Source organism: Salsuginibacillus kocurii DSM 18087 (genome assembly GCF_000377705.1).
Lineage (GTDB): Bacteria > Bacillota > Bacilli > Bacillales > Marinococcaceae > Salsuginibacillus > Salsuginibacillus kocurii.
This window is the reverse complement of record NZ_KB898624.1, coordinates 79839-102783: the sequence shown is the minus strand read 5'-3', so window position 1 is coordinate 102783 and position 22945 is coordinate 79839. Positions and strand designations below refer to the sequence as shown.

Sequence of the window (22945 nt, the reverse complement as noted above, 5' to 3'; positions counted from 1 at the left end):
CTCTCAACTAACTCTACTCTACTCTTAGCACTTACTTTTTAAATTATCTGACACTCAACTAATCTATACTTTTCTATTTATTTATCTTATCGTGAGGAATCTTTCTTTGTCAATTGCAGGTCCGGCCGCAGCTGCACAGCTTCATTATGGTATACATGCTCCACCTCAATTTGTTTTAATGAGGTCTCAGCAGTCACCATAATGCGGATACAACGAGCTAAACTGTTTGGTACAGGTATTTCCTGTGCACACATAACAGGAACAAAATCCCAACCTGTTAAGCGGCGGGTAGCTTTTGCGGGAAAAGCAGATACTAAATCCTCAGTGAGAGTAAACCAAATATGCGATACATCTTCTGGCTGCAGCTGATTTCGTTCTACAATCTCTCGCAGCAAGTGTTCCGTAGCTTTAACTACTTCATCTTCACTATCTTGTTTTACGGTAGTTGCACCTCGAATTCCTCTAATCAAAGCCTCTCCCTCCAAGAGTTCAAGCAATCTACTATCAGCTTTTCATCAACCTGAGTGAGTGTAGGTCTCCCACAAGTTTTAAGAAGAACCATCTGAATGTTTTCATTCCTTGCTTTTTTATCTTTTTTCATTGTGGCAACAAGTGCTTCTGGATCAAATTTAGCGGGCCAGCTCAGATCATATCCCAGCTTTTCAAACCACTTAGCCTCTTCCTTCGCACTCGGAACATGATAGCCTAACTGTTCACTTAACTGTAAAGCAAAAATCATGCCGCAAGCTACGCCTTCACCATGTGTTAATTCTCCGTAGCCTGCGTGTTTCTCCAAAGCATGACCTAACGTGTGGCCAAAGTTCAAGTAAGCTCTAACACCTTGCTCTTTTTCATCTTTTTGGACAATATCTGCCTTAACTTGAATGGAGCGTTTTAAAAGGGGTTCGATCTTCATCTCCCCGAGGTTTTCAGGGTGGTCTACCTCTTCTTTCAACTGAGTAAGCAGCTCTTCATCATGGATAAATGCGTGTTTGATCATTTCTGCAAATCCTGAGCGCCATTCCTTCTCCGGGAGGGTAGTTAGCATTTCTGTGTCATACACAACCGCTGCCGGCTGATGAAAGGAGCCGATCATGTTTTTGCCAAGCTCATGATTGATTCCGGTTTTACCACCCACACTACTGTCTTGAGCCAGCAGGGTTGTCGGCACTTGAATGTAGTTAATGCCTCTCATATATGTGGCAGCACTAAAGCCGGCAAGGTCGCCAATCACTCCACCACCTAACGCCATGATTAACGAGTGACGATCGAGGTTCTTCTCTAGGCAAACTGTCAGCACACGTTCATACCATTCCATGCTTTTTATATGCTCTCCCTGCGGAAGTGTTAACGTATGAATTGGCTTGCTGTTTGCAAGCCCGCTTACCAAGTCTTCTAAATATAAGGGCGCAATGGCTTCATCTGTTAGGACTAAAACACTTGAGACATCCTCCCACAGATCCTGAGGAAGCTGATCTACAAGGTGAAATCGCAGCCGTGGCCCGATAGAAATCGTGTAATCATGCGTAGAAGCATTGATACGAAGCGATTCCATTAGTATTCTTTCTCCCAATCCGCTTGGTTTTGGATCGCTTCCTGCAAGGACTCAAGACGATCTCCTCCAAATGTTTCAAGCAAACTGTTTGCTACTTCCCAGGCGACTACATTCTCTGCAACTACAGAGGCTGCTGGAACGGCACAGCTGTCGGAACGTTCTATGCTCGCTTCAAATGCTTCTTTTGTTTCTACATCTACACTTTGTAATGGCTTATAAAGAGTTGGAATTGGTTTCATAACTCCTTGCACTACAATCGGCATCCCGGTAGTCATACCACCTTCAAATCCACCCAGGCGATTTGTTTTACGGTAAAAGCCTTGCTCTTCGTCCCAAGCGATTTCATCATGTACTTCACTGCCCGGTTTACTGGCAGCTTCAAATCCAATTCCAATTTCTGCACCTTTAAAGGCATTTATGCTGACAATAGCGCCAGCAATTTTACTATCTAGCTTACGGTCGTACTGCACATGAGAACCAAGTCCCGTTGGCACTCCATCAACAACAACCTGAACAACTCCGCCGATCGAATCCCCTTCAGCTTTTGCGTCATCGATCGCTTTCATCATCTTTTCTTCAGCGTCTTTATCTAAACACCTAACCGGCGAAGCTTCTGTTCGCTCCTGTAAATCAGTCATTCCTGAATAGTTCGTCTCTTCAGCCTTTACGCCGCCAATTTCTAGTACTTGGCCGCCAACATTGATGCCGAGTGATTTCAATAGTTTCTTTGCTACTGCGCCAGCTGCTACGCGGGCTGTCGTTTCTCGTGCTGAAGAACGTTCAAGCACATTTCTCATATCGCGGTGGCCATATTTAATCGCACCATTTAAATCTGCATGGCCAGGACGCGGCCTGGAGATTACTTTTCGATCGACACTTTTTTGGTCCTCTTCTGACAGTGGCCCAGCGCCCATTACTTTCGTCCAGTGCACAAAATCATCATTCTCTACCACAAGAGTTACGGGAGCGCCGGTCGTTTTTCCGTGGCGCACCCCGCTTTTAATCGCCACTGTGTCTTTTTCAATCTGCATGCGGCGCCCTCTTCCGTATCCTCCCTGCCGTCTGGCAAGCTCACCATTAATATCTTCTTCCAAAAGCTCAAGCTGAGCAGGAAGTCCTTCAATAATTGTCGTTAATTGTGGCCCGTGAGATTCCCCTGCTGTCAAATAACGCAAAATGCTCACTCCTCTATCTACAGTTCCGTACTTTTATTTCTTTAACGCTTTTATGCACTAAATACTAACATACTTGAAGTAAGGTGGACACCCTTGTCAGAAAACTTTTTCTATAAGATACAGCTCTTTTATATGTATCCTTTTGGCAGACTATTTTCACAGATGATGTTGGTGCAGAAAAACGGCTTATTGTTTACGAGCGATTTTATCTTTATACCATAACCTCTACAAAGGGATCGATGAGTCCTGCGCAAGCCGCTTCCCGTGGAGAAGGCGGAAAGCCACTTTGAGCGTTTCTCCGCAAGGGCTTGGCCTGACTTTTTCCACTGGATTCTCACATCCCTCGGTCTCATCCAATATTTCTCACTATAGGTTGTAGTGTATCGTGATACATGTAATGATCGGTGAATTAACTTTTAGCAGCGCTGAAAACAGAGAGCTGAAGACCCCTGCTTGGCTCGTTTTTCAAGAAATTGCAAGCGTCGCAGTTGTGCCTGTTGTGAAAGCGTCCATCTAAAGCGGAATAAAATGAGTGCCTTCTCTCTTTCACCAATCGTTTAAAAAATAGCCTTTTGATAAAAGAAAGTATCCAACGTACTATAACCAAAACGTTGCGGGGTGAAAATTTGTTCGGTACTACCCACAAATAATATACCGCCTGGTTTAAGAGCCTTATTAAATTTTACGTATAATTCTTCTTTCGCGTCATCCGTAAAATAGATCAATACATTCCGACAGACAATTAAATCAAATTCTGTGCCGAATGGGTCACTAAGTAAATTTTGTTGTTTAAACGTTATTGCTGCTTTCACTTCATCTTTAACACGGTAGCCTATGTCCTCTTTGACAAAATACCGATCAAGCATAGGACCAGGCACCTCTTTTAATGACCGCTCTGAATAAACACCTGCTTTAGCTCGTTCGAGTATCGCTTTATCAATATCTGTCGCAACCACTTCAATGTTTGCTAGCGAAAAAAACCGGTTCAACAACATAACGAGAGTATATGGCTCTTCACCAGTTGAACAAGCAGCTGAAAATACTTTAACTTTCGCCTGGTCTTTGAGGATCGTAGGAAGGATCCTTTTTTCTAATGCTTCCCAGCGCTTTGGGTTACGAAAAAATTCAGAAACATTAATGGTCATTCGCTCTAAAAACTCATTTAACAGCTCAGGCTCCTGTGTTAAACCTTCCTGAAAAAAATGCGAGAAACTAGTATAGTTCTTTTTTTCATAGAAAGATTTTAAACGCCGTTTCATTTGCGCTTCTTTATACAACCCTAAATCAATCCCCGTTTTTTGATAAACATTGGTTACAAATCGTTCATAATCTAGTGATTCCTCAGGTGATACAGTCATTATCAGTGCTCCCTAATCATCTCATCTAAGTTATAATGCCTACTACTAGCTCCTGCTTTCTTTTTACCATATTTATTTCATAAAAACTAGCACCGAGAGTCAAAATTTCCTAACTTTCCGATTAAAAAAGCGCTTTCGTTTTTATGTAAACGAAAGCGCTTTTAGAATTATACCCACTGACTGACATCCTTGTTGTAATCAAGCAAATCATCTGTATTAAAAAAGAGTTCAATTTCACGTTTTGCACTGTCGCTAGAATCAGAGCCGTGAATAACATTTTTAGCTACCTGAACACCGTAGTCTCCACGGATAGTGCCAGGTGCAGCTTCTACCGGGTTTGTTTTCCCCATCATTGTCCGGGCCGTTGTGATGACGTCCTCACCTTCCCACACCATAGCAAAAACTGGACCAGAAGTTATAAAACCAACCAATTCACCGAAGAAAGGCTTGTCTTTATGTTCGCCATAATGCTCTTCTGCCAAGCTTTGCGGGATCTGCATTAATTTAGCTCCCTTTAGGGTGAATCCTTTCTTTTCAAAGCGGGAAACAATTTCGCCTACTAAATTGCGTTGTACACCATCTGGTTTCACCATCACAAATGTTTGTTCCATCCAAATAACCTTCTTTCTATGTATTGTGCAAACCTTTATGATTATACCAAATCTTATCAAAAGTTACAATGTTAATAGAAATCCCGCTTTTCAGATGATTGCAACCGCTTACGTAAAAGTGGAAAGAGAAAAGCGCCTAACAGCCACTTCTTCTCTTTTAATGATTACGTTTTCCAATGTAGCGGGCAATATTAGTAAGAGACATGCGTGCTTCACTTTCAGGAAGCTTTTCGAGTGCATGGTAAGCTCGATTTAAGTACCGATCACTCAGACTTTTTGCAAATGGAATGCCCCCACTTTCATTGACAGCTGCAAGTAACTGTCCTAATTGGTCGTGATCAGGTACGTCGTCTGCAAATGTTTCATGAATTTGAGTAAAGATGTCTGGCTTTTCATGCATTGCATATAACGCAGGAATAGTAACATTCCCTTGCAGCAGATCTCCACCAGCCGGTTTACCCAATTCCTCTTCTGTACCGATAAAATCTAAAATATCATCAGTAATTTGAAAAGCCATGCCCACGTTATACCCAAAATCATAAAGCAAACGTTGTTCGTGTTTTGAAGCTCCTGCAGCCATTGCACCAAGTTGGCAGCTCACAGCTATCAAAAGAGCTGTTTTGCGTTTGATTCTTCGTAAATACATACGCAAATTTTGGTTCCAGCTATATTGATCGCGGATTTGTTCAATTTCGCCAATGCACATTTCCATAATCGCGTGCGAGATGACAAAATGAATATCTGGATCATCAAAATAAGCAGTTTGCTCGACTGCTTTAGCAAAAATGTAATCACCTGTATACATTGCTACCCGATTATCATATTTTGATTTAATCGTCTCGCGGCCACGTCTTAACTTGGAATCATCAATCACATCGTCATGTACTAGCGACGCCATATGAATTAATTCAAGCGGCACAGCGATATGCTTAATACGATGTATATCATAGTCCCCAAACTGAGCAGCAAGCAGAACAAAAACAGGTCTAATCCGTTTGCCGCCTGCTTTAAGCAAGTTCACAGAAGCATCACGTAGAACAGGATGATCAGCCTGCACCGAGCGCTCAAGTTCTTTTTCTATTTTTTGGATATCTGATTGTAAATAGAGGTATAAATCGGCTAACTTCATGCTGACCACCCTTAACTTAACGAATGTTGACCATCAAAATCAATAATGGCAAGTTCCTGTACAGCCTTCGGAATGTAAGCTTCTTCGAAAGCAGCTTGATAATATTTAAGCAGCCCGATCCGTTCTTCTGGGCCAAATGCAAACGTCAATTGATTAAAATACTTCTTCCAAAATTCTTCAGTACCCCCATGAGCTCTGCTAACATCCTGGCTAAGTGCGCGAAAGCTGTCACTGCTTGCTTTTTGATAGCTTGTCAGCACCTCTTCATAAAATGCTTCAACTGCTTCAGGGCTTTGTTTTACAGCTTCGGAGCGAATAGCAAATACCGCGTAGGTCATTGCCTTTTTACTCCATTCGTACCACCAGCTGCCTAAATCATAAATATACAAGGAGCCGGTGTCCCCTTCCCAAGCAGAATGAATAGCATCGTCACCGATTAAAAGAAACGCATCAAAGTTTGCTTTCATGTTTTCAAAGTCAGGAAAGACCGGAGTATACGTAATATCTTTTAAGCCAAAGCGCTGACTAAGTAAAATACGAAGCAAATGAACGGATGTTGCTGAACTCGTAGTAAGCGCAACGTTCTTTCCTTCCAGCTCTTCAACTCGAACATGAGAAAAAAACAGGATCGAAGACACTTGGCCATGCGATGAAACAGAAACATCCGGCATTAACCAAAACTTCTCAGGTGAGCGGGCATATGCAAAAGAAGAAATCGCTCCAGCGTCAATCGTCCCTTTTCTCATACTTTCATTTAACATGGAGGGAATGCTCGGTACAAAAGAGCAGCCGATCCTTTCCAGACGATCACGGTCAAGATAATGGAAAAAAGGCAGCGTGTTTGTGTAAGAAATTTCACCGATTACAATACTCACGATTGATCCCCCCATCGGGTAAAGAGCTGGTGTGGCACGTTCATATGATCAAGTACTTTCCCTACTACAAAGTTAACAAGATCATCCATTGTCTGTGGGTGATGATAATAACCCGGCATGGCTGGAACAATCGAACCACCTGCATCACTGACCCGAAGCATATTCTCTAAATGGATACGATGCAGCGGTGTCTCGCGCGGCACAAGAATGAGTGGGCGTTTTTCTTTTAACATCACATCAGCTGTTCGTTCGACTAGACTGCCGGAATGGCTGTGGGCGATTTTTGATAACGTTCCCATGGAACATGGAATAACAACCATGCCATCATTTCGATAAGAACCGCTCGCGACGGGAGCTGTGAACTCTTGTAAACCATGCACGTACAACGTTCCATTGCGCTCTGGAAATAACGTGCTAATACACAGCTCGGGCTGATTAATATCCATGTTTAACTCTTCCCTAAACACTTGCCAGCCGGCACCCGTGATTAAAAGATGTACTGTATAACCAAGCTCAAGCAGTTCTTCTGTCAAACGCACGCCATAAATCGCACCGCTTGCCCCTGTAATTCCTACCGAGTAAATCTTTGTTTCCTCCGTCATACAAGCACGTCTCCAATCGTAAACAAGAACATACTTACACTCATGATGCCGTTCATTGTAAAAAACGCGACATTCACTTTTGAAAGATCATCTGGAGCTACCAACGAGTGTTCATAAACCATAATTGCTCCTGCAATTACCACACCTGCCAAAAATAACCACCCCAATGGAGAAAGAAGGGCTAAAGACACTAGTGCCACAAATGTTATGATATGAAAAGCTTTAGCAATCCACAATGCATTTGGTATTCCAAACCTGCTAGGAATCGAATATAAACCAACTGCACGGTCATGTTCAGCATCCTGCGTAGCATAAATCACATCAAAACCGGCTGTCCAAAAAGCCACCCCGATAAAAAGTAAAAATGCTTCTAGATGTAAACCGCCGGTAGTACCTACCCAACCTCCAAGCGGTGCGATTGCTATTGTTATGCCTAAGACAAGATGACAAGCCCAGGTGAATCGTTTCGTATATGAATAAATAACTAAAAAGAACACGGCTAAAGGCAGCAAACTAACTGCCAGGCTGTTAAGCTGAAATGCAGAAATAAACAGCAGCAAAAATGAACCGATTATAAAAGCAGTCGTTTCAACTTTTGAAATCAAACCAGCTGGAATCGCTCTTTCTGCAGTCCGTGGGTTAACTTTATCAATTCGAGCATCAATGACTCGGTTCAAACTCATCGCTGCACTTCTCGCCCCGACCATAGCAAGGGTGATCCATACCCAGTCCATAAGCGGCGGCCAAGTGCCATTCACCGTCAAACTTCCTAAAAGTGCCCCTAAGTATGCAAAAGGCAAAGCAAATACTGTATGTTCAAATTTAATCATTTCTAAAATGATTTTTAGTTTGTTTAACACCGTTCGTTCAACTCCCAGTTGTAACACCTATTCTTCGATTGGCTTATATCCTATATGTGTGGCTGCCACCCCTTGCGAATAAGAAAACCATCTTATTTCTTCATAACCAGCACTCTTTAATTCTGCTGCCAGCTCAGCTTTCGTTGGAAAGGTCATTGTTGACTCTTGCAACCAGCTGTATTCTTCATAACTTTTAGCAAATATTTTCCCAAAAATCGGCATAATACGCTTGAAATAAAAATAATAGAGAGGCTTAAAAAGCCTTCCTTCTGGGTGTGAGGTTTCCAGACACACTAGTTCGCCCCCGGGCTTCAAGACGCGGTACATCTCTTTTAATACTTGCTTGCGATCCGGCACATTCCGAAGACCGAAGCCGATCGTAACAGCCTCAAAAGAATCATTCTCAAATGGAAGTTCCATGGCATTCCCAGCGATCATTTCAACGTTCTCCATTTCTGCCGCCTTGATTTTTTCGCGTCCAACCTCAAGCATATTTTCGGAGAAATCGAGCCCTGTGACACGCCCGGTTGGTCCAGCCATATTTGCCAGGGCTAATGTCCAATCACCAGTCCCACAACACACATCAAGTGCAGCTTGGCCTTGTTTAAAATTCATGTGCTTTGTCGTATGCTTTCGCCACGCTTTATGACGGTTAAAGCTGATGATGCTGTTCATGGAATCATATCTTGTTGAAATCGATTCAAACACACGGTGTACGCGCTCTTCTTTTTTGGTAAGCATGTCCCTCTCACCCTTTCTCAATCAGCGGGCTTTCTCCGTTTAATATATTCTCAATTCGTTGCTTTAAAATGGGAGAGAGCAAGAACTGATGCTTTATTACCATTTCTTCTAAATCCTTTTCAAAACGTTCCTCAAGTTGCAGTAAGGTAGGGCTTTCCTTAGCTGCTTCATCCCTGGAGGTCACTGCCTCAAGAAGGGGAGAGCTTTCGCCGGTTCTTTTCATTTTCTTCGTTTCTTTTACTTTCTTTAAGCCAAAATATAAAGAAGCCAAACAACCAATCGATTCACGATCGTAATAATGCGACAGGTTAACGAGCAGACCTGCTTCTGTTTCTTTTATACAGTTTACTAGCCCGTTCAATGTTACATCTTCCTTTTGATGGAGGCGCATTTTTTGTTCGTTAATACGCTGAATGGAATGACTAAAAACCCGCACGACTCTTGTGTCTTTTAATTTAGCTAAAAAGTGAAAATACAAGCTGCTAAAATAATCGCCTGCCAAAACTGTAAGCTGTCGGTTCTTTCTCATTTGATCAGTAGTAGCAGCAGTTAATTCGACTTGTTCATGACTATCCAAGGCAGCTTGAACGAGCAAGGCCGACAAAATACGTTCTTCTTTCTCCTTATAATCCATGCTCGGCGTTTGAATGATATCTGCTAAAAAAATAATGTGGTCGCGATCTGCTTCAGGTTCTTCAATATGCCTTGCTACATATGGATGATGGCACAACGATCGAAACTGGTCTTCTATCTCTGACAAGTGCTCGAAAACACTTTCTTCATTTGACATCTTCACTTGCCTCCAAACAAATGGCATAAGTCTTCACTTTCTCATTACACGTAAGATCATTACATATTATATCACAGGATAGATACAGGCCGAAATATGTAGACTTTCGAACATTTTTGAGTTTGTTTCACAGATGAAAGGAGCTCGCCCATAAATGGGAAGCTCCTCTTTGAGCCTTACCACCATTTCTCAAGCGCTTAGCTGCATGCACCTGGTTCCCTTCTGCTGATGGCTCATACGGTTCGCTTTTGGCGGGTACATTTTCCCCTCGGATTGCATTCTTGCTGGACACGTTAATCTTCTGTGTTTACTTCCCCATGACTGGTCTGAATAACTGCATTTCCTCGTACTTTCACCGCTGAGGTATGTTCTGTGAACTGGGCAATCATGACTTCACCTTTATCTAGCTTCTCTGAATGATGAAAACGCGTGTCTGTTCCCCTTGTTAACCCAATCACATTAACACCGTCTTCTTTTGCTTTGATTACAAAAAAGTCTTGGTCTGCACTCATGCTAAGTCTCCTCTCCTCTGCTACTCTCTTTACTGTTTCTCAATCAAGGATAAAACTTCTGAGCGAGCCGCAGCGTCACTTTCAAAAGTGCCTCTTACGGCTGACGTCACTGTCATAGCTCCAGGTTTCTTTATCCCTCTCATAGTCATGCACATATGCTCAGCTTCTACTACAATCATCACCCCGTGAGGGTGTAAAATATCAACAAGCGTGTTCGCGATCGTAGAAGTAATTCTTTCCTGCAGCTGCGGGCGGCGGGTAACCGTTTCTACCGTGCGGGCAAGCTTGCTAAGACCTGTTACATGACCACCTTTTGGGATGTAACCGACATGGGCTTTCCCAAAGAACGGTACCAGATGATGCTCACACATAGAATAAAAGGGGATATCTTTAACCAGCACCAATTCTTCATGGTCTTCGCCAAACACAGTATTTAAATGCTCCTCAGGGTCTTCATTCAATCCTGAAAAAACTTCTTCGTACATTTTGGCGACACGTTTAGGGGTATCGAGCAGGCCTTCGCGGTCCGGGTCTTCCCCTACCCCTTCTAAAATTAACCGAACTGCTTCTTCAATTTTTTTATGATCAAAGCTACTCAATGGCTTCATCCTCCGTTTCCACGATAAATCAGTCGACAAAATTTTAGCACAGCCACTTTGTATAAAGCAAAAGAAAGGAGGAAGAAATAAAAAAAACTTAGCAGCCACCCATTTATGGCCCCTAAGTTTTTCCTTTTATTAATCTTCTGCTACCAGATTAATCATACCATCAAGCCAAAAAATAAAACCCCCGCGGAGGAGGTTATAAAATAATGGCAATAAGACCGCCCGACCCTTCGTTTATCATCCGCTCTAGTGTTTCTTTAAGCTTGTAACGGGCATTTTCCGGCATAAGCGATAACTTAGCCTGTATACCTTCGCGCACAATAGAATTTAACGAACGGCCAAAAATGTCCGATTCCCAAATTGACAACGGATTCTCTTCAAAGTCCTGCATCAAATAACGGACAAGCTCTTCACTCTGTTTTTCAGTACCAATAATCGGAGCAAATTCTGATTCTACATCCACTTTAATCATGTGAATGGAAGGGGCTACAGCTTTTAAGCGCACACCAAACCTTGAGCCTTGTTTAATAATTTCCGGCTCATCGAGACTCATATCTGTAATCGTTGGAGCTGCTATACCATAGCCAGTTTGCTTGACCATCTTCAAAGCATCGGCCACTTGGTCATATTCATCTTTCGCATGGGCAAACTCTTGCATCAATTGCAGGAGATGGTCCTTACCGCGAATATCGACGCCGACGACTTCTTTTAAGATGCGGTCATACAAATCATCCGGCGCGTATAAATCGATATCAGCAATTCCTTGCCCCATTTCAATTCCTGCTAATTGTGCTCCTTCTATACATTCATAGCCGCTTGCGAATTGGTGCACCACTCGGTTCACATCACGCAGTCGTTTAATATCTTTTACAGTGGAGCGCACCGATTCTTCATATTCTTGACGCAGCCAATGTTCTTCCCGAAGCACCATTACCCAGCTGGGCAGGTTCACGTTTACTTCATGAACAGGGAATTCATACAGCACTTCACGCAGTACAGCATGTATATCGTGCTCGGTCATACTTTCAATACTCATGGCAAGGACTGGAATATCATATTTGTCAGCAAGCTCTTCTCTCAACGACTCTGTTCCAGGGTCATGAGGACGTACCGTATTTACAATTAAAATGAAGGGTTTCCCTACTTCTTTTAACTCTTCAACAACACGTTCTTCCGCCTCTGTATAATCCTCGCGGGGAATGTCGCCAATCGTCCCATCAGAAGTAACAGCAACACCTAACGTTGAATGTTCTTGTATTACTTTTCGAGTTCCGATTTCTGCCGCTTCCTGAAAGGGAATAGCCTCTTCATACCACGGTGTATGAATCATGCGCGGTCCATTCTCATCTTCATACCCTTTGGCCCCTGGGACTGCATAACCGACACAATCAACAAGCCTGACATTAACATCAAGGCCTTCTTCAACTTCTAACCCTACGGCTTGGTTTGGGACAAACTTGGGCTCTGTCGTCATAATCGTTTTTCCAGCTGCACTTTGTGGTAATTCATCCTGTGTGCGCATCCGTTCTGCTTCACTTTCCATTTGCGGTAAAACTACCAGTTCCATAAATTTTTTAATAAACGTCGACTTACCTGTTCGCACAGCGCCTACGACACCTAGATAGATATCTCCATCCGTACGCTCTGCAATATCTTTAAAGACATCAACCTTTTCCAAGACGTCCCCTCCTCTTGATCACCTGATTCCACAAACATGCCGCACATTAAAACCTATGACGTTGTCCATACATTATGACTAGAAATAAAAAATGAGAACAACAGAATCGTAAGAAATCTTTGGTAGAGGAGGGATTCAGCTTTTTTAAATATTGGGGCGGCTCTTTCAGTTTGCGACAGGCAGACGTCCGAATAATGCTTCTTACCCTACTCGGGGAAAACCTACCGTGCGAGAGCTTCAGCTGCCCTTTTTCACGCTGGAGTGGAGGAACCTAGCCTTTCTCCAAGAAGAGTGCTCTTTTAAAAGGAAGGGGCATTGTTTGCATTTGCTCTGGCGGACGCGGACTGGGAATAGATGGAGCTTCTAAACAACCAAAAAACATGTGCGAACATAACTAAATAACTTGCTCTCTCTTTATCCCCCTCATTTATATGGAATTCTGGTCCAGATAAAAAAACGACCTAAAATGTAGGCCGTTTTCATTAAATAAACCGCATATATATTAGATTTGTTATGAAATTTCCCCAATCTCTTCAGGCTCGTCGATGACAGGCTCACCTTCTTCATCTAGTTTGTACGGAACAGAAAAGGCCGGAACAATCGGGTATTCATCAATTAACAGTTCCCGTAAATCTTGGTCTCTGTCTGGCTCTTCATCCATATCGTTCATAACTTGTTTAATATCCAGGCTATAATCGACGACTACTTGACCTTGCTCATTAATAAGTAAAGGCAGCTCGGTTTGAAAGTAGGGGCTTTCAACCGTCATATCCCCATCATAATCCAAACGCTCTTCATCGACTGTGAAAATGCCATGGCCTTTCGGTTCCTCTACTGGAGCAAATCCATTAGAAGCAATATAACTATTCACTGCCTGCTCAAACCGTTGGAGTTCAGGCATTATAGTTAAATCGAGGACCTTGACTTCCGGATTTTCTTCTACATCTACCAGTACATATTGATAACTGCCACCATTTTCAAATGAATTTGGAGGTGGTTCCTGCATATAGCGGGGAACCAGTCTGCTAAAATCTATAACGTACCGTTCATATTTCGGTGTATCTGCATCCCGGTTAGCGAGCGGCAGAATGTCTTGGTCTTCTTGGAACTGATCTACCCCAGCTTGTACAGCTGCCAGCTGATCATCATACGTTTCTTGATTCTCTGCACCGCTCCCTGGATATAGGCAGCCTGTTAACAGAAGAGGGAGAAAGAGTAAGAAAAGTATTCTTTTCCCCATAATTTCACACTCCGTTCATTATAGCCGCTTTGGCTATTCATATCATTACTTTTCTGTTATTCAACTCAGCCGGTAAATGCTTCAGCGGTCGGACCTTGCAGCACAATTAACAGGACAATGATCCCAGCAACCGAGAGGCAAATAAAAGAAAAAGCCAGTCCTATAAAACGGAAAATGCCGTTTAGCTTTTCCCTACTAATAATGGCTAGAACAACCGAAACGAACATTAAACCTAATCCAATAAATGATACCCACATACTTTGAAGAGGATCTAAACCCAACAAAAATCCCTCCTATTCTTCGCGAACTATTATAGCACATCCTAAGAATCAGAAAACAGGGCGGAGCAGTGAACAAACGAAGACTTGTAAAAATAGAAATGACTTGTCCTGATGAGGGACGTGTCATAAACAAGGAAAAAACCGAAAAGCTAAATTGGCTTTCCGGCCTTCTTTGGAAATTCGCTTTCAGTTTATAGCTATTAACCTTGGTTGCCAAATAATTGCCCTAAGGTGGCAAAGTCCATCGGTACCTCATCGTTTACAATTGCTTTGACCAATTGCTCTTCCTTTTCTCGAGATACCTGCACATTTGCTGTCTGAGCAACCTGTCGAATTAACTGGCGAACGGAGGTTTCATCCTTTAAGTCTGCTTGTTCAACCAATTGCGCAAGTTGCATTAAATCTTGTTGACCTACATTTGTCTGTTTCTGCACCTGGTCAAAAAAAGAACCGTCCTGGCGGTGGTCCACAGCCATTCCTCCCTTTTCCCTAGAGTCAATCGTAGTATATGCACAGTCTAGGAAAGAGTGAATGAACAATGCGCCAGTTTACGAATCGATAGAATCTTGGTCCACAACTTGGCCAAATGAAAAAGGAGAAGGGTCTTCCACTTCATTTTTCCGCACGCGCCCCATTAATTTTTCGACTGCTTCTTCTGCTGAAGTATCAGAAAATAAAACGTCCGCAAGCATATTCGTTATTGGCATGTCTACTTCATGGTCACGGGCTATGCCTGTTACCGCTTCGGTTGTGCGAACCCCTTCCACTACCATCCCCATTTCATCTAATACTTTATCAAGGCTGGCTCCATTACCTAACATACGCCCACAACGAAAATTGCGGCTATGTGTACTTGTACACGTAACAATTAAATCACCAAGCCCAGCCAGCCCAGAAAATGTTTTCGGCTGCGCTCCTAACTTTTCGCCAAGTCTGGCAATCTCAGCTAGTCCTCTTGTCATAAGAGCTGCTTTTGCATTATCGCCAAAACCGAGCCCGTCTGTTACACCTACACCAAGGGCAATAATATTTTTTAAAGCACCGCCAAGTTCAACCCCAATTAAATCAGGGTTCGTGTAGACTCTAAAGTTCTGGTTCATAAATAGATTCTGGGCCATGCCCGCATATTGAGCATGATTTGCAGCGACCGTAACCGTTGTTGGCTGGCGCATACCTACTTCTTCAGCATGACTCGGTCCAGATAACACACAAATATCAAGATAGTTAGCGGAAGAGGCTTCTTCTTGAATCATTTCTGAAATTCGCTTATAAGATGCTGGTTCAATCCCTTTGGTAGCATGGATAAACAAAGGCTTAGTCGTTAAGGCAGCATCGATTTGCCGCACAGTTTCCCGGATACCTTTTGTTGGTACAACAATGACTACAACATCGACGCCCGCTAACGCCACACTCATGTCAGCTGTAGAAACAATATTATCAGAAAAGGAACAACCTGCTAAATACGCTTTGTTCTCTCTGTCGTTCTGCATCGCTTCTGCGTGTTCTGTTCGCCTTGACCACAGGCGAACATCATAATTATTATCAGCTAACACTAGTGCAAGAGCTGTCCCCCAACTCCCTGCACCTATGACTGCAACTTTTGTAGACATGTTGTTAACCCTCCTTTATGTTTTTTTCTCTCCAATTTTGCTTTCCGTTCCTTGCCAAAGCCGTGAAATATTGGTCCGATGCTGGTAAACAGAAAGGATCCCCACAGCTAATGCAAGATAAAAGTAGGGTTCTGGATGATTATAATGGTCTAAAGTAAACCAGACAAGCGGTGGAGTAAAGACGGCAAACACAAGAGAACCAAGGGAAACATAGCGGGTAGCTATGATAAGTAAAATAGCTATAATTCCTATATAAATCGCCGGAAAAAAGATTAAACTTGCTATCACTCCGACCGTTGTTGCTACCCCCTTCCCACCTTTAAACCCATAATAAATCGGCCAGTTATGCCCTAAGATGGCCGCCAATCCTGCAAGAGCTGGAGCCAGCCCGTCAGTAGCAATGGCCGGAAAAAGGGTAGGCAGCACATCAATTGTTTCTAAAAAATGAGCTATGAATACCGCAAAAATGCCTTTCAATATATCGAGAGCCAAAACAAGAATGGCCGGCCCTTTCCCTAATACTCTCAGGGTGTTGGTCGCTCCGGCATTCCCACTCCCATGCTGGCGTATATCAATCTTTTTTACTTTTTTCGCTATCACATAACTAAAACTAACCGACCCCAGTAAATAAGCGGTCAGTATAGACAGTAAGACATCCAAGTCGTCCCCTTCCCCCTTTTTTAAACATAATCATACCATTCGTCACAAGTAAGACGGCACAGGCATTTCCTTCCCCTTAAGAAATGCTACCTTTTGCTACGGTTCATCTGAGATCCCGGCACATTAATCTCTTTTCTTTCTAGCCAAGAGCCGGAGTGGTGTGCCTTCAAATGAAAAAGCTTCGCGAAGTCTATTTTCCAAAAAGCGTTCATAGGAAAAATGAAACAATTCCGGGTCATTCATGAATACTGTAAATGTAGGCGGCGCACTTGCGACTTGTGTAATATAATTAACTCGTAGTTTTCTGCCTTTATCAGAAGGAGCAGGGTTCATGGCTACCGCATCACTAATGACTTCATTTAAGACATGGGTAGGAACACGCATTTCATGATTTTCTGCCACTTGCTGGACTTTTGGCAGTAAATGGCGCACACGGCTGCCTGTTTTAGCAGATAGAAAAATAATGGGGGCATACGATAAAAATTGAAACTCTTGGCGAATCTTGTCGGTGAATTCTTTCATCGTTCGGTCATCTTTTTCTACAGCATCCCACTTGTTTACTACAATGACTATCCCTCTGCCAGCATCATGAGCGTAGCCTGCTACTTTTTTATCCTGCTCGATGATCCCTTGCTCGCCGTCAATGACAACTAACACAATGTCTGAACGTTCCATTGCTTTCATCGCGCGCATCACACTGTACTTTTCTGTGTTCTCGTATACTTTCCCTCTTTTTCGCATACCAGCCGTATCAATTAACACATAATTCTGATCCTCGCGGCTGAAAGGTGTATCTACTGCATCTCTGGTCGTACCGGGGATATCACTTACAATCACTCGTTCTTCCCCTAGAATCGCATTAACGAGCGAAGATTTTCCTACGTTAGGCCTGCCAATAGCAGAAAGACGGATCGTTTCTGGTTCATAATCATCTTCTTTTTCGTCAGGAAGATGCTTCACCATTTCATCCAGCAAATCACCAAAACCAATTCCATGTGAACCCGAGATGGCCACTGGATCGCCAATACCTAAAGAATAAAATTCATACATCATGCTCGCCATATCAGGGTTATCTAATTTGTTAACTCCAATGACCACTGGTTTCTTTGACCGAAATAAAATGCGAGCTACTTCTTCATCCGCTCCTGTGAGTCCTTCTCTGCCATTGACAATGAAAAGTATAGCTTCTGCTTCATCAATCGCCAGCTCAGCTTGTTGCCTCATTTCTTCAAGTAATGGTTGGTCGCCGAGGTCTATCCCCCCGGTATCAATTAAATGAAATTCCCGGTTCAGCCATTCTGTCGTGCCATATATGCGGTCCCGGGTAACCCCAGGCACGTCTTCTACTATAGCCATTCGTTCGCCTATAATTCGGTTAAAAACCGTCGATTTTCCTACATTAGGTCTTCCAACGATTGCAACTGTTGGCTTTGTCATCTTTATTCGCAACCTTTCTTTCCTAAATCGAACAAGTCTGTAGTTACTATATCTTGCTTTCTTGTCTAACGAAACCCTTACTTTTAAAAAGTTACTAAAAAGGGAACTTTTTTTCTGCTAACGGGGGATGTGCAGAAGAGATTGAAACCTTCCGATAAAGCATACGAATAAGCTTATAGAGGAGCCAAGCAGCCGCCAACACAAATAACGATAACATAAGAATAGTCTTATAACTCTCACTCCCTGCTAAAAACTCCTGCTGAAATCTAAACAGAGTAAGCTGGGTCAACCACTCTCCCCATGATAACCCCAGTCCCGCCACCAGTACTTTATTTTCCCAACTGGAAAAACCATAGCTAATCAACAGCGTAACGGCAAGTGCAATAATCCACGTTTTATCAATAAAAAAAACAACCGGCTGATACCATTTCATGAGGTGCAAGCTCGTATATAACATCGCAGCTGTCAACGTATATACAATGATGTACAAGCGCTTCTTCCATGTATGGTTTGATAGCCAGCAAGCACTCAATGCCACCACTGCCAGCCAAAACATGTTAATTGAATATACCCCAAACGTAATAAAAATGTCCGTTAAAGAGATTAAGATAAGTACGATAGCGGCTGCCTGTACCCGTAACTTTGTTTTTCTCCAAAAAAAAGTGATCACTAACCAAAAAAACCACAAGCCTCCATAGACTTCCAGCACCGTTACTCCTCCTCTGGCTCAATTTCCTGTAATACCCATTATAGCCAAAGGAGATAAAAAACAACCCGACTAGATGGATAGTCGGGTGCGGCGTTGATAGCTGTTAGACCAAAATTCCCGGTCCAGCAACCACTCCTTCGTATTTCCCTGTATAACAAGAGGTACCTGCTGTAATTCTTGAATTGTACTTACCCCTAGAGCGGTCATAATAACCCTCAAAATATTAATCGTCTCTTCAATCCAAGCTACGACACCGTCTTCCCCTTCTTCCTTTAATACGAGCAACATCTGCCCCGCTAATCCGCACGCACTAGCTCCAAGCGCTAAGGCTTTGGCTATATCTTCTGGACCTCGTATTCCTCCAGAAGCAATGACATCCCCTTTTGGCATGGCTTCGAGCGCTTCACATAGTGAAACAGCAGTACTGAGCCCCCATCTATCAAAAAAAGCTAAGGGATTATCCCGGCGTTTGTTTTCGATTTTAGAAAAGTTTGTTCCTCCCCGTCCACCTGTATCCACAGTTTGAACACCAATAGTGTGTAACTGCCGTACTGTTTCATATGAGAGGCCAAAACCAACCTCTTTTACGATTAGTGGAACTTCAATTTTCGTCACTATTTGTTCCAGCCTTGTAAGCGTACCCGTAAAATCACGGTCCCCTTCTGGCATAACTAGTTCCTGGATGGGGTTAAGATGAATTTGTAAGGCGTCGGCTTCAATCATTTCTACAGCTTGTTTAGCTTGTTCCACGTCAGCTTCATTGCCCAAGTTTGCAAAAATAGTGCCATTTGGATGGTTGCTTCGTACAGTTTCGTAAGTGGTCTTTTCATTTGGATCTTTTAGCGCTGCCATCTGCGAACCAACTGCCAGCGCTGTATTTGTTTTAGCACAAGCTCTTGCCAGTGCCCCGTTTATTTCTTTTGTCTCCTGTCCGCCTCCACCTGTCATTGCATTAATAACGATCGGCGAACTTAAAGGAAGTTCGCCGATCGTTGTATCAAGTTTCGTTTGAGAAAGAGACGTTTCAGGCAGACTATTATGCACAAACTGAACATCGTCCAATCCATTGCCTCCAACAAATCCTGTTTCCAATGCATGTTCAATGTGTGCTCGTTTGCGTTCAGCCCGACTCATGCTCTCTACCGCCTTAGTCTCGATATTTTTTCAACTGATCACCAATCATGTCTCCAACTGAGAAACTGCCATGATCTTCTTCAGGTGCCTCGTATTCTTTTTGTACTTTGGCATCCGGTTTCGTTTCATCTTCAAGTTCACGAATGCTTAATGAAATTCGCTGTTCGGAAGGGTTGATGTCCAGCACTTTTACTTTAACCTGCTGGTTTTCTTCCAATACTTCATCTGGCGTGCCGATGTGACGGTTGGCTATTTGTGAAATATGGACAAGACCTTCCACCCCAGGAGCAACTTCAACAAATGCACCGAAGGAAACTAAGCGTTTAACTTGTCCATCCAAAACATCGCCAGGCTCGATTTGGCCTTCAATCGTGGTCCAAGGCCCCGGAAGAGTATCTTTAATTGATAAAGAAATTCGTTCATTATCTGGGTCAACTGCCAATATCTTCACATTCACAGTGTCCCCTTCATTAACGATCTCACCTGGGGATTCCACACGATGGTGGGCCATTTGAGAGATGTGAACCAGGCCGTCCACTCCTCCAATATCAACAAATGCACCAAAATCCGTTAAACGTTGAACGTTTCCTTCAACGGTGTCTCCTACTTCAAGCGCTTCTAACACTTTAGTTTTTTCTTGATTCGCTTCTTCATCAAGAACCGCCCGCTGCGAAAGAATAAGCTTGTTCTCTGCTGGGTCGAGTTCTACCACTTTTAACCTTAGTGTACGGCCAAGATAATCGGAGAAGTCTTCGACGAAGTGTCTTTCTACTAAAGAAGCTGGTATAAAGCCTCTTACGCCTAGATCAACGACCAGGCCGCCCTTTACCACTTCGGCAACTTCTGCTTCGATAATTTCACTGTTTTCATATTTTTCTTTTAACTCATTCCAAGCTTTATCTGCACGCGCTCCCCGGCGTGAAAGAACAAGTTCATCATCTTCTGCTTTTATAACTTTTAATTCAACTTCATCACCTTCATTAATTACATCACTTACTTTTTCCACATGCAGGCTAGATAATTCACTGATTGGAATCACACCATCCACCTTATATCCAGCATCTACATAGGCCTGTTTCTCTTCGATTTTCGTTACAGTAGCTGTAACGAGATCGCCCACTTGAAAATCTTGCATGTCTGCCATTTCTTCATTCATTTCATCAACCATTGACATTGCCTCCTTACCTGCTCTCAAAGGAACAAAACTTTTAAATTTATACAAACCTTCTTGCCAGAAGCAAGAAAAAGTTTATACAGTTCTTAACATCCAGGCTTACACTTGCGTCTTGTTTTCTTTAAGCATGGCTATGTGCTTCATGATGATATCTGTCAGCTCCTGAGAAGACAGCTTTTCACCGTAAAGTTCATTCTCAGGGATAGGAGGTCCAAACTCCACCCGGACAGTGCGAAATAACCGGTAGGGACCATGCACATAACAGGGAACCACCACAGCGTGACTGCGTAGTGCAAAGAAGCCTGCTCCTGCCATCCCCTTTCCTAATTCTCCGGTCTTGCTTCTAGTTCCTTCTGGAAAAATCATTAAAGCTTGCTCTTCCTTCAGCATTTTAATGCCATCTTTTAAAGCCTGCCGGTCTCCTCCTCCACGCTTAATAGAAAAGGCACCGACTGATTTTAAAATCACCCCGAGCGGTTTAAAACGGAACAGTTCTTCTTTTGCCATAAACCTTAATTCCCGTTGTATAAATGCTCCTACCGCAGGAGGGTCCATATTACTAATGTGATTGGAACAAACAAGTACAGGTCCAGTGGCAGGAATGTTTTCTTCTCCTTCTACCTTTACCCTAAAAGCGGTTCGAAAAAACACTCTGCATAAAAATTGGCCAATTTTATAGAAGTTCATGAGTCGATCACCCGTTTTCTAATGAGGGACCGAACTTGTTCGACGACTTCATCTGAGGTGAAATTCGTTGTATCGATCTCTATAGCGTCTTCAGCTTTAATGAGTGGCGCCAGTTCCCGAGTGGCATCCATTTCATCCCTCTTGCGAATAGATGCTTTAATTTCTTCCAAATCGGAAGGGCTTCCTAATTCAGTATTTTCTACATGGCGGCGATTGGCACGTTCATTAACCGAAGCTGTTAAGAAAATTTTCACAGAAGCATTTGGGAGAACATAACTTCCTATGTCTCTGCCATCGAGCACCGCATGATTCCCTTCGGCTAGCTCTCTTTGCTTTTCAACCATCGGTTCACGAACTTCTTTATGAGCACTAACCTCAGAGACATGGTCAGTGACGTTTTGACTGCGAATCAATTCTGAAACATCCTTGCCGTCAACAAGCACCTGCAGCTGGTCATTCTTTTCTACAAGCTGCAATTCCATCTGTTCAAGGCACTTTTTTAGTTCTTTTCCATTTGATAAGTCAACGTTTTCATCAATTGCTTTCCATGTCAAGGCCCGGTACATGGCCCCTGTATCAATATACAAAAAGTTTTCAAGGATGGCCACTTTTTTTGCTACTGTGCTTTTCCCTGCACCAGCCGGACCATCAATCGCTATACTAAGTGTCTCCATGGCTCACCTCTACTCCAACACGCAAATATGTATTTTGGCTATCCTTTGACAGCCTATATGCCTATGTTTACAGTCACACATTACCATACCACAGGCCTGTACACAACTTTGATCAACTATTTTTGCCGCGTCGTAACAGCAATTGTTGTTCAAAGCAAAAACGGATAATGTTTTGCCGGTCTTCTTCCTCAATTTGTATAAATTTAAGTGAAAGTCTCTCTCTTGGATCGGAGGGTTTTTGAAATAACCGGACGATTTCACACTCAGTCTGAATATATTGAATGTGTCCGGAAGGTAAGTGTAAAGCAATCCATGCCTGCAGCCTTCCTTCCTTAGGGATATTATGCTTTTTCGGAAGACGGATCTGCATTCCGCCGCCACTTATATCAATCGTTTCTGTTACAAAAGGGGAAGATTGAGTTTGCAGCGGGTGTACAGCAACATCCAACGATGTATCAACGCGGACATAATTCCTCCGCTGCGTACGGAAATAGTGTTCTTTGCCGGGGTCTTTAAGGACCAGCATCGGAATTTTACCTTTTTTGCGACTGATAATTTCTGTATTGAACGAGTACACCGCTTGATCTTTGCCGACAAACCAAGCAACAAATTCTGTACCATCCAAGAAAAAACTTTGCTTTCCTGTTTTTTCATGTACAGGATAATCAATCATAAGTTGTTCATTTGCGCGATCTACTAAACGAGAGCGGTACTGCTGACTTTCAGCATCTATATTTTCTTCCGTCCGTAGCTTATCAGCCGGCAATTCTAAAAAGATTGATTCGCCAATATCGATCATTTTAATCCCCCTTTCTCTCCTACAGGTTTTACTTACTGTGTTTTTTCTT

The 22945-nt window shown here is 43.0% G+C and carries 27 protein-coding genes; 1 reads left to right on the top strand and 26 read right to left on the bottom strand.

The genetic code is table 11. The features are described 5' to 3' along the window. Positions 1-86: 86 nt before the first annotated feature. The 3 genes from aroH to aroC are packed head-to-tail and all read right to left on the bottom strand — an operon-like array spanning position 87 to position 2730. The gene (aroH, locus tag D469_RS0104830) at positions 87-470 is read right to left on the bottom strand and encodes a chorismate mutase (protein WP_018922243.1); all 384 of its coding nucleotides are present in this window, start codon (positions 468-470) and stop codon (positions 87-89) included. Further along, positions 467-1555: a 3-dehydroquinate synthase gene (gene aroB, locus D469_RS0104825; RefSeq protein WP_018922242.1), complete on the bottom strand. Its 1089-nt coding sequence runs from the start codon at positions 1553-1555 to the stop codon at positions 467-469. The genes aroH and aroB overlap by 4 nt, the downstream gene beginning before the upstream one ends. Further along, positions 1555-2730: a chorismate synthase gene (gene aroC, locus D469_RS0104820; RefSeq protein ID WP_018922241.1), complete on the bottom strand. Its 1176-nt coding sequence runs from the start codon at positions 2728-2730 to the stop codon at positions 1555-1557. The genes aroB and aroC overlap by 1 nt, the downstream gene beginning before the upstream one ends. A gap of 385 nt (positions 2731-3115) precedes the next feature. On the opposite strand from aroC, the gene D469_RS22665 reads away from it, so the two are divergent. Next, the gene (locus D469_RS22665; RefSeq protein ID WP_018922240.1) at positions 3116-3247 is read left to right on the top strand and encodes a hypothetical protein; all 132 of its coding nucleotides are present in this window, start codon (positions 3116-3118) and stop codon (positions 3245-3247) included. A 40-nt stretch (positions 3248-3287) separates the two neighbouring features. Here D469_RS22665 and D469_RS0104810 read toward each other — a convergent pair whose 3' ends face one another. The 23 genes from D469_RS0104810 to D469_RS0104690 form a co-directional block, all read right to left on the bottom strand. Then, positions 3288-4088: a CheR family methyltransferase gene (locus D469_RS0104810; RefSeq protein ID WP_018922239.1), complete on the bottom strand. Its 801-nt coding sequence runs from the start codon at positions 4086-4088 to the stop codon at positions 3288-3290. A gap of 167 nt (positions 4089-4255) precedes the next feature. Further along, complete coding sequence (ndk, locus tag D469_RS0104805) at positions 4256-4699, bottom strand: nucleoside-diphosphate kinase (RefSeq protein WP_018922238.1); 444 nt, start codon at positions 4697-4699, stop codon at positions 4256-4258. 157 nt (positions 4700-4856) lie between these two features. Then, positions 4857-5828 carry a heptaprenyl diphosphate synthase component II gene (gene hepT, locus D469_RS0104800; RefSeq protein WP_018922237.1) on the bottom strand — a complete coding sequence of 324 codons (972 nt, stop codon included), beginning with the start codon at positions 5826-5828 and terminating at the stop codon, positions 4857-4859. A gap of 11 nt (positions 5829-5839) precedes the next feature. Beyond that, positions 5840-6703: a menaquinone biosynthetic enzyme MqnA/MqnD family protein gene (locus D469_RS19640; RefSeq protein WP_018922236.1), complete on the bottom strand. Its 864-nt coding sequence runs from the start codon at positions 6701-6703 to the stop codon at positions 5840-5842. Further along, entirely contained in the window at positions 6700-7305 is a 606-nt protein-coding gene (locus D469_RS0104790) for a UbiX family flavin prenyltransferase (RefSeq protein WP_018922235.1), read from the bottom strand. Before D469_RS0104790 ends, D469_RS19640 begins: the two co-directional genes overlap by 4 nt. Continuing rightward, positions 7302-8165, bottom strand: coding sequence for a UbiA-like polyprenyltransferase (locus tag D469_RS0104785; RefSeq protein WP_018922234.1), 864 nt, complete (start codon positions 8163-8165; stop codon positions 7302-7304). The genes D469_RS0104790 and D469_RS0104785 overlap by 4 nt, the downstream gene beginning before the upstream one ends. Positions 8166-8192: 27 nt before the next feature. Then, on the bottom strand, positions 8193-8906 hold the full coding sequence (locus D469_RS0104780) for a demethylmenaquinone methyltransferase (RefSeq protein ID WP_018922233.1): 714 nt from the start codon (positions 8904-8906) through the stop codon (positions 8193-8195). A gap of 7 nt (positions 8907-8913) precedes the next feature. Next, a complete protein-coding gene (locus D469_RS0104775) occupies positions 8914-9696 on the bottom strand; it encodes a heptaprenyl diphosphate synthase component 1 (protein ID WP_018922232.1) in 783 nt (260 codons plus the stop codon). 293 nt (positions 9697-9989) lie between these two features. Continuing rightward, a complete protein-coding gene (gene mtrB, locus D469_RS0104765; protein WP_018922230.1) occupies positions 9990-10208 on the bottom strand; it encodes a trp RNA-binding attenuation protein MtrB in 219 nt (72 codons plus the stop codon). 29 nt (positions 10209-10237) lie between these two features. After that, the gene (gene folE, locus D469_RS0104760; protein WP_420834849.1) at positions 10238-10816 is read right to left on the bottom strand and encodes a GTP cyclohydrolase I FolE; all 579 of its coding nucleotides are present in this window, start codon (positions 10814-10816) and stop codon (positions 10238-10240) included. A gap of 193 nt (positions 10817-11009) precedes the next feature. Beyond that, positions 11010-12491, bottom strand: a complete 1482-nt coding sequence (gene spoIVA, locus D469_RS0104750; protein ID WP_018922227.1) for a stage IV sporulation protein A — start codon at positions 12489-12491, stop codon at positions 11010-11012. Between the two features lie 511 nt (positions 12492-13002). Then, the gene (locus tag D469_RS0104745; protein WP_018922226.1) at positions 13003-13731 is read right to left on the bottom strand and encodes a hypothetical protein; all 729 of its coding nucleotides are present in this window, start codon (positions 13729-13731) and stop codon (positions 13003-13005) included. A gap of 65 nt (positions 13732-13796) precedes the next feature. Continuing rightward, the gene (locus tag D469_RS0104740) at positions 13797-14012 is read right to left on the bottom strand and encodes a DUF2768 domain-containing protein (protein ID WP_018922225.1); all 216 of its coding nucleotides are present in this window, start codon (positions 14010-14012) and stop codon (positions 13797-13799) included. Positions 14013-14212: 200 nt separating this feature from the next. Then, on the bottom strand, positions 14213-14488 hold the full coding sequence (locus D469_RS0104735) for a stage VI sporulation protein F (RefSeq protein WP_040606531.1): 276 nt from the start codon (positions 14486-14488) through the stop codon (positions 14213-14215). Positions 14489-14560: 72 nt separating this feature from the next. Next, positions 14561-15622, bottom strand: coding sequence for an NAD(P)H-dependent glycerol-3-phosphate dehydrogenase (locus D469_RS0104730; RefSeq protein WP_018922223.1), 1062 nt, complete (start codon positions 15620-15622; stop codon positions 14561-14563). 15 nt (positions 15623-15637) lie between these two features. Beyond that, a complete protein-coding gene (gene plsY, locus D469_RS0104725; RefSeq protein WP_018922222.1) occupies positions 15638-16282 on the bottom strand; it encodes a glycerol-3-phosphate 1-O-acyltransferase PlsY in 645 nt (214 codons plus the stop codon). A gap of 123 nt (positions 16283-16405) precedes the next feature. Next, positions 16406-17719 (bottom strand): ribosome biogenesis GTPase Der, encoded by a 1314-nt coding sequence (gene der / locus D469_RS0104720; protein ID WP_018922221.1) that lies wholly within the window; start codon positions 17717-17719, stop codon positions 16406-16408. A gap of 94 nt (positions 17720-17813) precedes the next feature. Further along, positions 17814-18428 carry a YphA family membrane protein gene (locus D469_RS0104715; protein WP_018922220.1) on the bottom strand — a complete coding sequence of 205 codons (615 nt, stop codon included), beginning with the start codon at positions 18426-18428 and terminating at the stop codon, positions 17814-17816. A gap of 69 nt (positions 18429-18497) precedes the next feature. Next, positions 18498-19562, bottom strand: coding sequence for a type 2 isopentenyl-diphosphate Delta-isomerase (gene fni, locus D469_RS0104710; RefSeq protein WP_018922219.1), 1065 nt, complete (start codon positions 19560-19562; stop codon positions 18498-18500). 13 nt (positions 19563-19575) lie between these two features. After that, complete coding sequence (rpsA, locus tag D469_RS0104705) at positions 19576-20730, bottom strand: 30S ribosomal protein S1 (RefSeq protein WP_018922218.1); 1155 nt, start codon at positions 20728-20730, stop codon at positions 19576-19578. A 105-nt stretch (positions 20731-20835) separates the two neighbouring features. Next, positions 20836-21423: a lysophospholipid acyltransferase family protein gene (locus D469_RS0104700; protein ID WP_018922217.1), complete on the bottom strand. Its 588-nt coding sequence runs from the start codon at positions 21421-21423 to the stop codon at positions 20836-20838. Next, the gene (cmk, locus tag D469_RS0104695) at positions 21420-22097 is read right to left on the bottom strand and encodes a (d)CMP kinase (RefSeq protein ID WP_018922216.1); all 678 of its coding nucleotides are present in this window, start codon (positions 22095-22097) and stop codon (positions 21420-21422) included. Before cmk ends, D469_RS0104700 begins: the two co-directional genes overlap by 4 nt. Before the next feature lie 112 nt (positions 22098-22209). After that, the gene (locus D469_RS0104690; RefSeq protein WP_018922215.1) at positions 22210-22896 is read right to left on the bottom strand and encodes a flagellar brake protein; all 687 of its coding nucleotides are present in this window, start codon (positions 22894-22896) and stop codon (positions 22210-22212) included. Between the last annotated feature and the right edge of the window lie 49 nt (positions 22897-22945).

Excerpts from the sequence above, each read along its gene's own strand:
- aroB (WP_018922242.1), bottom strand. The coding sequence starts at position 1,555 with ATGGAATCGCTTCGTATCAATGCTTCTACGCATGATTACACGATTTCT.
- D469_RS0104810 (WP_018922239.1), bottom strand. The coding sequence starts at position 4,088 with ATGACTGTATCACCTGAGGAATCACTAGATTATGAACGATTTGTAACC.
- ndk (WP_018922238.1), bottom strand. The coding sequence starts at position 4,699 with ATGGAACAAACATTTGTGATGGTGAAACCAGATGGTGTACAACGCAAT.
- hepT (WP_018922237.1), bottom strand. The coding sequence starts at position 5,828 with ATGAAGTTAGCCGATTTATACCTCTATTTACAATCAGATATCCAAAAA.
- D469_RS0104790 (WP_018922235.1), bottom strand. The coding sequence starts at position 7,305 with ATGACGGAGGAAACAAAGATTTACTCGGTAGGAATTACAGGGGCAAGC.
- D469_RS0104780 (WP_018922233.1), bottom strand. The coding sequence starts at position 8,906 with ATGCTTACCAAAAAAGAAGAGCGCGTACACCGTGTGTTTGAATCGATT.
- D469_RS0104775 (WP_018922232.1), bottom strand. The coding sequence starts at position 9,696 with ATGTCAAATGAAGAAAGTGTTTTCGAGCACTTGTCAGAGATAGAAGAC.
- mtrB (WP_018922230.1), bottom strand. The coding sequence starts at position 10,208 with ATGAGTGCAGACCAAGACTTTTTTGTAATCAAAGCAAAAGAAGACGGT.
- folE (WP_420834849.1), bottom strand. The coding sequence starts at position 10,816 with ATGAAGCCATTGAGTAGCTTTGATCATAAAAAAATTGAAGAAGCAGTT.
- D469_RS0104745 (WP_018922226.1), bottom strand. The coding sequence starts at position 13,731 with ATGGGGAAAAGAATACTTTTCTTACTCTTTCTCCCTCTTCTGTTAACA.
- D469_RS0104735 (WP_040606531.1), bottom strand. The coding sequence starts at position 14,488 with ATGGCTGTGGACCACCGCCAGGACGGTTCTTTTTTTGACCAGGTGCAG.
- D469_RS0104730 (WP_018922223.1), bottom strand. The coding sequence starts at position 15,622 with ATGTCTACAAAAGTTGCAGTCATAGGTGCAGGGAGTTGGGGGACAGCT.
- der (WP_018922221.1), bottom strand. The coding sequence starts at position 17,719 with ATGACAAAGCCAACAGTTGCAATCGTTGGAAGACCTAATGTAGGAAAA.
- fni (WP_018922219.1), bottom strand. The coding sequence starts at position 19,562 with ATGAGTCGGGCTGAACGCAAACGAGCACACATTGAACATGCATTGGAA.
- rpsA (WP_018922218.1), bottom strand. The coding sequence starts at position 20,730 with ATGGTTGATGAAATGAATGAAGAAATGGCAGACATGCAAGATTTTCAA.
- D469_RS0104700 (WP_018922217.1), bottom strand. The coding sequence starts at position 21,423 with ATGAACTTCTATAAAATTGGCCAATTTTTATGCAGAGTGTTTTTTCGA.
- cmk (WP_018922216.1), bottom strand. The coding sequence starts at position 22,097 with ATGGAGACACTTAGTATAGCGATTGATGGTCCGGCTGGTGCAGGGAAA.
- D469_RS0104690 (WP_018922215.1), bottom strand. The coding sequence starts at position 22,896 with ATGATCGATATTGGCGAATCAATCTTTTTAGAATTGCCGGCTGATAAG.